Annotated in this window: 11 protein-coding genes and 1 pseudogene; 7 read left to right on the top strand and 5 right to left on the bottom strand. The window is 72.1% G+C overall.

The window, feature by feature from the left end; translation table 11 throughout:
- The 3 genes from E1294_RS36375 to E1294_RS36365 form a co-directional block, all read right to left on the bottom strand.
- A partial coding sequence (locus E1294_RS36375) for an ABC transporter transmembrane domain-containing protein (RefSeq protein ID WP_132515511.1) occupies window positions 1-997 on the bottom strand: 997 nt, incomplete at its 3' end.
- A gap of 62 nt (window positions 998-1,059) precedes the next feature.
- Window positions 1,060-2,037 (bottom strand): zinc-binding dehydrogenase, encoded by a 978-nt coding sequence (locus E1294_RS36370; protein ID WP_132515510.1) that lies wholly within the window; start codon window positions 2,035-2,037, stop codon window positions 1,060-1,062.
- Window positions 2,038-2,083: 46 nt separating this feature from the next.
- Entirely contained in the window at window positions 2,084-2,224 is a 141-nt protein-coding gene (locus E1294_RS36365; RefSeq protein WP_181958614.1) for a hypothetical protein, read from the bottom strand.
- A gap of 374 nt (window positions 2,225-2,598) precedes the next feature.
- Here E1294_RS36365 and E1294_RS36360 point away from each other — a divergent pair.
- From E1294_RS36360 to E1294_RS36340, 5 genes and pseudogenes are all read left to right on the top strand, one after another.
- Window positions 2,599-3,015: pseudogene (locus tag E1294_RS36360) on the top strand (carbohydrate ABC transporter permease); the annotation flags it as partial.
- Window positions 3,012-3,941 (top strand): D-2-hydroxyacid dehydrogenase, encoded by a 930-nt coding sequence (locus tag E1294_RS36355; protein WP_132515509.1) that lies wholly within the window; start codon window positions 3,012-3,014, stop codon window positions 3,939-3,941. The pseudogene E1294_RS36360 and the gene E1294_RS36355, both read left to right, overlap by 4 nt.
- A gap of 12 nt (window positions 3,942-3,953) precedes the next feature.
- Window positions 3,954-4,688 (top strand): GntR family transcriptional regulator, encoded by a 735-nt coding sequence (locus tag E1294_RS36350; protein ID WP_342775124.1) that lies wholly within the window; start codon window positions 3,954-3,956, stop codon window positions 4,686-4,688.
- An 8-nt stretch (window positions 4,689-4,696) separates the two neighbouring features.
- A complete protein-coding gene (locus tag E1294_RS36345; protein WP_132515507.1) occupies window positions 4,697-5,503 on the top strand; it encodes a hydroxypyruvate isomerase family protein in 807 nt (268 codons plus the stop codon).
- A 148-nt stretch (window positions 5,504-5,651) separates the two neighbouring features.
- Window positions 5,652-6,530, top strand: coding sequence for a 2-hydroxy-3-oxopropionate reductase (locus tag E1294_RS36340; protein WP_132515506.1), 879 nt, complete (start codon window positions 5,652-5,654; stop codon window positions 6,528-6,530).
- A gap of 14 nt (window positions 6,531-6,544) precedes the next feature.
- Here the strand turns inward: E1294_RS36340 and E1294_RS36335 are convergent, their stop codons facing one another.
- Entirely contained in the window at window positions 6,545-7,195 is a 651-nt protein-coding gene (locus E1294_RS36335; protein ID WP_132515505.1) for a TetR/AcrR family transcriptional regulator, read from the bottom strand.
- A gap of 116 nt (window positions 7,196-7,311) precedes the next feature.
- On the opposite strand from E1294_RS36335, the gene E1294_RS36330 reads away from it, so the two are divergent.
- Complete coding sequence (locus tag E1294_RS36330) at window positions 7,312-8,337, top strand: NADP-dependent oxidoreductase (RefSeq protein WP_132515504.1); 1,026 nt, start codon at window positions 7,312-7,314, stop codon at window positions 8,335-8,337.
- A 158-nt stretch (window positions 8,338-8,495) separates the two neighbouring features.
- Here E1294_RS36330 and E1294_RS36325 read toward each other — a convergent pair whose 3' ends face one another.
- Window positions 8,496-8,780, bottom strand: a complete 285-nt coding sequence (locus E1294_RS36325) for a HesB/YadR/YfhF-family protein (RefSeq protein WP_132515503.1) — start codon at window positions 8,778-8,780, stop codon at window positions 8,496-8,498.
- 125 nt (window positions 8,781-8,905) lie between these two features.
- Between E1294_RS36325 and E1294_RS36320 the strand changes: the two genes are divergently transcribed.
- Entirely contained in the window at window positions 8,906-9,562 is a 657-nt protein-coding gene (locus E1294_RS36320; RefSeq protein WP_220448124.1) for an endonuclease, read from the top strand.
- Window positions 9,563-9,663: the final 101 nt, after the last annotated feature.

The following is a 9,663-nucleotide window of genomic DNA, read 5'->3' as shown; positions in this document are numbered from 1 at the left end:
AGATGTTTATAAGATACAGGGTCAGGAACCGCACGACCCTGCGGGCGGCGACCAGGCCGCGGCTGACGCCGTAGCCGCCCTCGATGAAGAACGAGACGGGCACCACCAGCACCGCGGCGTACCCGTAGACCGCCACCAGCTCGCCCGCGGTGATGTCGCCCTGCGCGGCCATCCGGGCCGCCAGCCAGGTCACCGCTCCGAGGAACAGGGTGGGCAGGCCCACCCCGAGGGCCTGGATCCAGCTCGTCACCGCGCCGACCCGGTAGCCCTGCTCCCGCAGATCCTGCGAGCCGCGGCGGTAGCGCTCGGCGTACACGTCCTTGCCGCCGACGCCGTTGAGGACCCGCAGCCCCGCGGCGATGTCCCCGAACCGCGCGGCGAGCCCGCCCTGCCGCGAGCGGTAGTCGGTCTCGGCGCCACGCAGCCGTCCCAGCAGCGGGCCGAGCACGACGACCAGCAGCGGCACGCCCAGCAGGACCACCGCGGCGAGCAGCGGCGAGACGGACAGCAGCAGCCCGGCCACGACGACGTAGGCGAGGACCGAGCCGACGCCGGGGCCGGTGACGGTCAGCGCCTCGGAGATCATGGCCACGTCGGTGAACCCGATCGTGACCACCTCCCCGGCCGTGACCTGGCGCGGCAGCGCGGCGCCCAGGCGCGTCGCCTGCAGGGCCAGCACTTGCACGGAACGGAACGCGGCGTCCATCCGCACCCTGGTCATCGTCCGGTGCCGCATGATGGCCAGCCACGCGGTCAGCACTCCGTAGCCCAGTAACGCCGCCGCCCAGCCGGCCAGCGCGTCCCGGCGTCCCGGCGTCAGCCCGTCGTCGATGGCGCGGGACAGCAGGTAGGGGGCCAGCGTCAGGCAGACCGTCCAGCCGGTGCCGAGCAGGGCCCCGGCCACCACCCTGCCGCGCTGGCTGGTGACCAGCCACCAGAGATACCGTCCGGCGCTTCGGTTGTCAGGGGTGCCGGGGTCCATGGCGGCGGAGGTCATGGCTGGACCTTATGTGCCGGGTTCCCGGGCTGACCGGCGGGTTCGCGGCGGGCGTACGACGGTCAGGGGATCAGGACGACCTTGCCCGTCGTCGCCCGGCTCTCCAGTGCGGCGTGCGCGGCGGCGGTCTGCGACAGCGGGAACGGCTGCACGCCCGGCGTCAGCGTGCCCTCGGCGGCCGCCGCCAGCGCGCGGGCCTCGTACTCCGGCTTCTGCTCCGGCTTGCCGAGCAGGAGCAGCAGGGCATCGGTCACCGTGAGATCCCGCTCTTTGAGCGTCTCGGGGTCCGGCTGGAAGTCCTTCTGGGAGGCGTTGCCGATGGTGAGGTAACGCCCGCCGTCGGCCAGCAGCTCGAACGCGGCCCGCGCCTTGTCACCGCCGACCCCGTCGAGCAGGGCGGTGACCGTGCGGCCGCCCAGCCGGTCGGCCACCAGCCGTTCCCAGCCGGGCTCGTCGTAGTCGACGGCGAGGTCCGCGCCGAGCTCGCGGACGGCCGCCACCTTGGCGGGGCCGCCCGCCGCGCCGATCACGGTGGCGCCGAGGGCGTGCGCGTACTGGACGACCAGACGGCCGATCCCGCCGGCCGCCGAGGTCACCAGCACGACGTCGTCGGAGGTCAGCCTGGCCACGTCGAGGAACTCCAGCGCTGTGCACCCGGTGACGATCATGGCGGCGGCCGTCTCGTATCCCAGCTCGCGGGGCAGCCGGTGCACCGACGCCACGTCGGCGACCGCCAGCTCGGCGTAGCCGCCCGGCTGTCCGGCCGAGGTCACGACGTCGCGCCCGATCCAGGCGGGATCCACCTCCGGGCCCACGGCGTCCACCCGGCCCGCCACCTCGCCCCCGAAGACGGCCGGGAGCTCCGGCAGCGGCGGCAGCGAATCGCTGGCAACACCCGAGCGCATCATGGTCTCCACCAGGTGCACGCCCGCCGCCTTGACGGCGATGCGCACCTGGCCGGGGCCCGGCTCGGGGTCGGGGACGGTCTCGTAGCGGAAATTGCCGGCCGGGCCGAAGGCGTGCAGGACGACGGCGTGCATAGGGTGCTCCTTGGAGGTCGTGGCTTGCTCCTCCGAGCGTGCAACCTCAACCTTGCTTGATGTCAACCGCGACGTCCAGGACGGCCTTGCCGTGGAGGCGGCGTTTGAGGAGGGCGGCGGCGGCCTCGCCGGCCCGCTCCCAGCCGCCGCGCCACACGATCTGCGGATCGAGGTCTCCCGCGGCCACTTGGGAGGCGAGCCAGGTCAGGTCCTGGGCGAGGCCGGGATCGTCCAGCAGGTGGAAGGTGACGATGGAGCGGACGTTCTTCCGCTACTTCGCGAGCAAGGAAGACGTCGCGATGGCCCCCATCGAGGACATGTGGCGGGCCTTCCTCGAAGAAGCTGGCGGCGGCGGGGGCGCTGGGGGCCGGCCTCGTGGCATGCGGTGGCGGCTCCGGCGGCGGCTCCGGGGGCGGCGACGACACCACGCTGAGATACGCCTGGTGGGGCAGCACCATCCGCCAGCAGAACTACACCAAGGCCCTCAAGGAGTTCTCCGCCAAGAACGCGGGCATCCAGGTCGAGCCGGAGTTCGCCGAATACTCCGCCTTCCAGGAGCGCATGACGCTGCTCGTGCCGAAGTTCCTGGCCACCGACGCGTTCTTCATCTATCTGATGGTGCAGTTCATCAGGACCATCCCGCGCGACCTCGACCGGGCGGCCTGGATCGACGGCTCGGGGCCGTTCCGCACCTTCTGGTACGTGATCCTGCCGCTGATGCGGCCCGCGCTCGTCACCACCACGATCTTCACGTTCATCTGGACGTGGAACGACTTCTTCGTGCCGCTGATCTACCTCACGTCGCCGAAGATGTTCACGGTGCCGGTGGCGCTCAACTCCATGGTCGACTCCGAGTCGCAGGGCGGCGTGGGCATGTTGTTCGCGATGTCGCTGGTGTCGCTGCTGCCCGTGCTCATCTTCTTCGCCGTCGCGCAGAAGCAGCTCATCCGCGGCATCGCCACCACGGGGCTCAAATGAGGATCCTGTTCACCGGCGAGCACGACGAGAGCGTGCGCCGCGGCGTACGCGCGGCGGCCCCGGAGGCGAGGGTCACGTTCGGGGCGGACCTGGCCGAGGGGATCGAGGAGGCGGACGCCGTGGTCGGCCACGTGCCGGACCCGCTGCTGGCCAGGGCGCGCAGGTTACGCTGGGTGCACAGCCCGGCCGCCGGCGTGGGCGGCGTGTTGTCGGGCGCGCTGCTCGATGGCGACCTGACGCTCACGTCCTCCGCGGGCAACGGCGCGATCCCGCTGGCCGAGCACGCGATGTTGCTGCTGCTCATGCTCAGCAGGGACGCGCCCCGCTGGCTGCGCGCGCAGGCGGAGCGCCGCTGGGACCGCTACACGCACGGCGAGCTGGCCGGCGCGACCGTCGGGCTCTACGGGCTGGGCAACGCGGGGCTCGACCTGGCGGCCAAGGCGAAGGCGTTCCACATGCGCGTGCTGGGCATGCGCCGCAGGGCCGGCGTGCCCACGCCGGGCGTGGACGAGCTGTTCGGCCAGGACGACTTTTCCCGGTTCCTGGCCGCGTGCGACTTCGTGGTGGTCACCGCGCCGCTCACGGCGGCCACCGCGGGGCGTTTCGACCGGGTCGCGTTCGCCGCGATGAAACGTACGGCGTGCTTCGTCTGCGTCTCGCGCGGCGGCATCGCGGACGACGACGCCCTGCTCGACGCGTTGCGGCGGGGTGAGATCGCGGGTGCGGGGCTGGATGCGCACGGCGTGGAGCCGCTGCCGGCGGAGAGCCCGTTCTGGACGCTGCCGAACGTCATCGTCACCCCGCACAACGGCGCCACCACAGGAGGCACCGCGCGTCGCGGGGTGCGGATCATGCTCGACAACGTGGGCAGGTTCGCCCGCGGCGAGCCGCTGCGCAACGTCGTCGACAAGGGGGCCGGGTATTGAGAGCTAGTATACTTGTCTGACGATTCTGCTCGGCGTTCGGCGATCCTTGGGAGGGGTCCTTTGGACGGCCAGACCAGCTTTTCTCTCGGACCGTCGTCTCTGACGGAAGCGCTCTACGAATCCGTGCGCAAGCGCATCGTCAACGGTGAGATCGCCCCGGGGGAGAAGCTCACCGAGATCCGCATCGCCGGCGAATACAGCGTCGCACGGCCCACCGCGAAGGCCTGCCTGGAGCGGCTCACCGCGCTCGGGCTGCTGCGCCGCACGACCCACAAGACCGCGGTCGTCCCCAAGCTCGACGAGGACGACATCCGCGACCTCTACTTCAGCCGCGAGACCGTCGAGCGCGCGGCGGTCGCGGCGCTCGCCCGCACCGCCACCGTGCCGCAGGCGGCCGCCCGCGCGCAGGCGGCGATGAAGGCGGTGGCCGGCGACATGGCCTTCGCCAGCCAGGTGGAGGCCGACATCGCGTTTCACTCCGCGCTGGTCGCGGCCGTGGGCAGCCGGCGGCTGGCGCGCATGCACGAGGTGATCCTCGGCGAGGTGCATTTGACGATGGGCCAGTTCCAGGCCCACAGGACCACGCACCCGATGAACGTGGTGCACGAGCACGACGACATTCTCAAGGCGATCGGCGACGGCGACCCCGAGCGGGCCCAGCAGCGCCTCGCCCACCATCTCGACCAGGCCCAGGGCCGCCTGCTCGGCCAGTTGCGCCGCGAGCGGTCGGAAGAGGCCACCGCATAGGAGCTCATGTGACCAGATGGACCGTCAACTGCTCGATTCTCTACACCGGCCTGCCCCTGCTCGACCGCCCGGCCGCGGCGGCCGCCGACGGGTTCACGGCGGTGGAGTTCTGGTGGCCGTGGCCGCGGGCCGTGCCCGCCGACCGTGACGTGGACGCGTTCGTACGCGCCGTCGAGGACGCGGGCGTGCGGCTGACCGGGCTCAACTTCTTCGCGGGCGACATGGCGGCCGGAGATCGCGGCCTCGTGTCGTGCCCGGGGCGCTCCCGCGAGCTGCTCGACAACATCCCCGTGGTGGCGGCCATCGGCGAGCGGCTCGGCTGCCGGGCGTTCAACGCCCTCTACGGCAACCGCGTCGAAGGGATCGACGCGAAGGAGCAGGACGACCTGGCCGTGGAGATGCTGACGGCCTGCGTGCGGGGCGTCGACGGCACCGTGCTGGTCGAGCCGGTCAGCGGCGCGCCGCACTATCCCCTGCTGACGGCCGCCGACGCGGTGGCCGTGCTCGACCGGCTGGGTGACGTGCCCGGCGTGGGGCTGCTGGCCGACTTCTACCACCTGGCCGTCAACGGTGACGACGTGCCCGCCGTCATCGAGCGGCACGCCGCGCGCATCGCCCACGTGCAGATCGCCGACGCCCCCGGCAGAGGCGCGCCGGGCGAGGGCGCGCTGCCGCTCCGGCGGTGGATCGATGACGTGTACGCCGCCGGATATAACGGATATGTCGGCCTGGAATACCGCTCCGACGGTCACGGCACCTTCGACTGGCTGCCCCACGCGGAGCGAGCCGCCGCCCCAGAGAGACCGGCGCGATAGAGATCGGCGCGATCAAGACTCCCGCGACGGAGAGACCCGACCGGCAGGGATCGCAACAGCGTCGCGACCATGCGCGCAGCCGCACGGTTGGGATGGCTGGAATCCCCCGGATTCATCCGTGGGAAGCGCTTCAAGGGAGAGGAACGTCGTGAGCACCATCGCCTTCATCGGCCTCGGCATCATGGGCAGCCCCATGGCCGTGCACCTGGTCGAGGCCGGGCACACCGTGGCCGGCTACAACCGCTCGCCCGAGAAGACCAAGGCCCTGGCCGAGGCGGGCGGCCGGGTGGCCGCCTCGATCGCCGACGCCGTGACGGGGGCCGACGTGGTCGCCCTCATGGTGCCCGACTCTCCCGACGTGCAGGCCGTGCTGACCGGGGATGACGGCGTGTTCGCACACGCCGCGCCCGGCACATTGATCATCGACTTCTCCTCGATCCGGCCCGACGTCACCCGCGAGCTGGCTGGAGAGGCGGCCGCCCGTGGCCTGCGCTATCTCGACGCCCCCGTCTCCGGAGGCGAGGCGGGCGCCAGGAACGCCGCTCTGTCGATCATGGTGGGTGGCGAGAACGACGTCTTCGCGGCGGCCAAGCCGATCTTCGACGCGGTCGGCAAGACCGTCGTGCACGTCGGGCCGAGCGGCGCGGGCCAGACGGTCAAGGCGGCGAATCAGCTCATCGTCGCCGCGAACATCGAGGCGCTGGCCGAGGCGGTCGTGTTCCTGCGGGCGTATGGCGTGGAGCTGGAGGCGGCGCTGGACGTGCTGGGCGGCGGCCTGGCGGGCTCGGCGGTGCTGGCCCAGAAGCGCGGTAACATGCTGAACCACGCGTTCGAGCCCGGCTTCCGCATCGCCCTGCACCACAAGGACATGGGCATCGTCACGTCGGCGGCCCGCGAGGCCGGGGTGGTGCTGCCGCTCGGCGCGCTGGTCGCCCAGCTCGTGGCCGCCGCCAACGCGTCCGGCGACGGCGCACTCGACCACTCCGCGCTGCTCCGGGGCGTCGAACGCCTCTCCGGCGACCTGTAGGGCCGCCGAGAGGCTCAGCTCTCGCGCTCGGCGGAGAAGCGCCGGGTCAGCTCTTCCGCCGTCAGCGGCTGCTCGGGCGGGGAGGGCGCCGGGTGGGCGCGCATGCCGGCGAGCACCAGGCGCACCGCCCGCTCCCGCAGCTCGTCGCCCAGGGCGGCGGGCAGGGTGGGCAGCCCGCGGACGAGCAGGCCGACGACCCCCATGACGTCGCCCGTGCCGACGTCGGTGCGCAGCGCCCCCTCGTCATGGGCGGCGCTCACGATCTGGTCGAGGACCTCCAGCAGGCGCACGCGGCCCTCGTTGATCTCGGGCGTGCCGGCCACGCGGTGCACCTGCGCCCCCGCGACCGAGATGAGCAGGTCGAGCCGTAGGCCGGCGCAGCCGCGCACGAACCGGCTGAGCGCGTCCCACGCCCAGGTCTCCTCCTCGCGCGCCTTCTGCGCGAGCGCGATCATGCGTTCGAGGGCGTCGGCCAGCACGGCGTGGATCAGGCTGTCGCGGTCGGGGAAGTGCCGGTAGAGCGTGCCCGCCCCCACGCCGGCGAGCCGTGCGACCTCGTCCATCGTGGCGCCGGGGCCCTGCTCGGCGAACACCTCCCTGGCCGTGTCGATGATCAGCTCCCGGTTGCGTTGTGCGTCCGCTCTCAGTTGGCCCGGCGCGCGCATATCGGCTGGCCGCCTCTCGTGTGCTGGAGATCGCTTGACGTGGCTCTCCACAGCAGCATAACGTCTGGAAAGCGGAGAAAATTTCTCCGATTATTGCGCTGTGGAGGAATGCGCCCATGATGAAGGCACTGGTCGCCAAGGACTACGGCCCGCCCGGTCTGCTCCAGATCGAGGACCTGCCGATTCCCGAGCCGCGCCCCGGCCAGATCCTGGTGAAGGTCGCGGCGGCCTCGCTCAACCCCGCCGACCTGATGCTCACGAGCGGGGCCATCAAGGACAGCTTCGGGCTCCGCTTCCCCTACGTCCCCGGCACCGACTTCGCGGGCACGGTCACAGGGCTCGGCCCCGGCGTGACCTCCTTCGCGACGGGCGACGAGGTGTTCGGGTTCGGCGCCCCGCCCTCGTACGCCGAGCGCTTCGGACTGACCGCGGTCACCTCGGGCGCGCTCGCCGAATATGCGACCTTCCAGGCCGAAGGCCCTTACGTCGCCACGAGGCCGGAAGGGCTCGCGCCCGAGACCGCCGCGGCGCTGGCGAGCACCGGCATGACAGCCGCGGTGGCCCTGGAGGACGGCGCGTTCCTGCCCGGCGAGCGGGTGCTGGTCATCGGCGCGACAGGCGGCATCGGGAGCATCGCCGTGCCCCTGCTGGCCATGGAGAAGCAGGCCGAGGTCATCGCCACCGCCATCCCCGAGCACGCCGGCTACGCGCGCGCTCTCGGCGCGTCCGCCACGATCGACTACCTGACATGCGACGTCGTCGAGGAGACCCTGCGCCTGCACCCCGGCGGCGTCGACGCCATCGTCAACCTGGTGCTCGACGGCGAGCGGCTCACCGAGGCGGTCAAGGCGCTCCGCCCCGGCGGCCGCCTGATCACCACGACGCTCGGCTCGCTCGGCCACGGCTCCCTGGGCAGGGACGACCTCACCGTACGGGTCGTCAACGGCCCTCCCAGCCTGCGCCCCGGCACCTTCCCCACGCTCGCCGCCCGCGCGCTCGACGGGACACTCGGCGACATGATCAGCCGCCGTTACCCGTTCGCCGAGGCCGGGCGGGCCCTGCAGGACCTGGCCGCCGCCCAGCACACCCGCGGCAAGTACGTCGTCTCGATGCCGCACGCTCAGACCGGCCGCCCTCGGTAGACCTTCCTGCCCCGGGTCCACACCATCTCGATCGAACCGAACCCGGGTGTCAGACGTGGTGTACAGCCTCGAAGTGCTGCGCTGAACCAGAAACGCCCGGACGGACGTCCGGGCGCGAGCCTGGGGCAAGGGAAGTTCCTCCTCCCCGCGATGTACGGTCAGGCGCGCCGGCCCAGGCTGAACGTCGGCTGTCCTGGAACGCTCTGCTGGGCGTCCAGCGCCTTGTCGTCCAGGATCGGCGCCGCGTCCTCCGACACGAAGACGCGTACGTCTCCCTTCTCCACAACCTGGTCGCCCGCGTACGGGGTGCTCACCAGGGTGACTTCGAGTGTTCCCGCCTCGTCGGTCTTCGGGGCGATGCGCAGGCCGGCGTCGGCGGGCACGTCCTCCCCGATCATGAGGTCGCGGATCGCCTCAACGGCGTTGTCTGTCAGTGTCAGCACAACAGACTCCTTTTCGCTCGCGAAACCTTCGCCTCCCCTCCGGCCTCCGCCCCAAACCCGGGTCGGCCTCCGCCCCGAACCCGGCGGCCCGGCATGCCCGTAGGGGTCGCGGGTAGCGGACGCTCATGACCAAGACCGACAAAGCCGTGATGGACGTGCTGCTCGACCGGTACGGCCGCACGTTCGCGAGCGAGGCCGGAATCAAGCTGGCCGACCAGCCGAGACCGCTCTACCAACTGCTTGTCCTGTCCACCCTGCTCAGCGCGCGGATCTCGGGGGACGTGGCGGTGGCGGCCGCCCGGGAGTTGTTCGCGGCCGGGTACTCCACGCCGAAGGCCATGCGGGAGGCGACCTGGCAGGACCGGGTGGACGCGCTGGGCCGCGGCCACTACCGCCGCTACGACGAGCGCACCGCCACCATGCTGGGCCAGGGGGCCGAACTGCTCCTCGACCGGTGGAGGGGCGACCTGCGCCGCCTGCGCGACGAGGCGGGCGGAGATCCGCGCGGGATCGCCGGCCTGCTGACGGAGTTCCCCGGCATCGGGTCGACCGGCGCGGACATCTTCCTGCGCGAGGTCCAGGCCGTCTGGTCCCAGGTCGCGCCGCACCTGGACAAGAAGGTGCTGGACGGCGCGGCCAACGTCGGGCTGCCACGCCAGGAGCGCTCCCTGGCCCGGCTGGCCCGCTCCGGCGACGAACTGGCCCGCCTGTCCGCCGCACTCGTACGGGTGTCCCGCAGCAAGAGGACCGCCGAGGAGGTGAAGTCCGCGGCGGCCCGCTGACGGCGGCCCGCTGACGGCGGCGGGCTGACGGCGGCGGGCTGACGGCGGCGGGGAAGGCGGCGCGTCGAAGGCGGTGCGTTCGGAGGTGGTGCATTGGAGAT

The organism is Nonomuraea diastatica, assembly GCF_004349015.1.
GTDB classification, from domain to species: domain Bacteria; phylum Actinomycetota; class Actinomycetes; order Streptosporangiales; family Streptosporangiaceae; genus Nonomuraea; species Nonomuraea diastatica.
The sequence above is the reverse complement of the archived record's forward strand: the minus strand, read 5'-3'. Positions and strand labels throughout refer to the sequence as shown.

Excerpts from the sequence above, each read along its gene's own strand:
- E1294_RS36370 (WP_132515510.1), bottom strand. The coding sequence starts at position 2,037 with ATGCACGCCGTCGTCCTGCACGCCTTCGGCCCGGCCGGCAATTTCCGC.
- E1294_RS36355 (WP_132515509.1), top strand. The coding sequence starts at position 3,012 with ATGAGGATCCTGTTCACCGGCGAGCACGACGAGAGCGTGCGCCGCGGC.
- E1294_RS36335 (WP_132515505.1), bottom strand. The coding sequence starts at position 7,195 with ATGCGCGCGCCGGGCCAACTGAGAGCGGACGCACAACGCAACCGGGAG.
- E1294_RS36330 (WP_132515504.1), top strand. The coding sequence starts at position 7,312 with ATGATGAAGGCACTGGTCGCCAAGGACTACGGCCCGCCCGGTCTGCTC.
- E1294_RS36320 (WP_220448124.1), top strand. The coding sequence starts at position 8,906 with ATGACCAAGACCGACAAAGCCGTGATGGACGTGCTGCTCGACCGGTAC.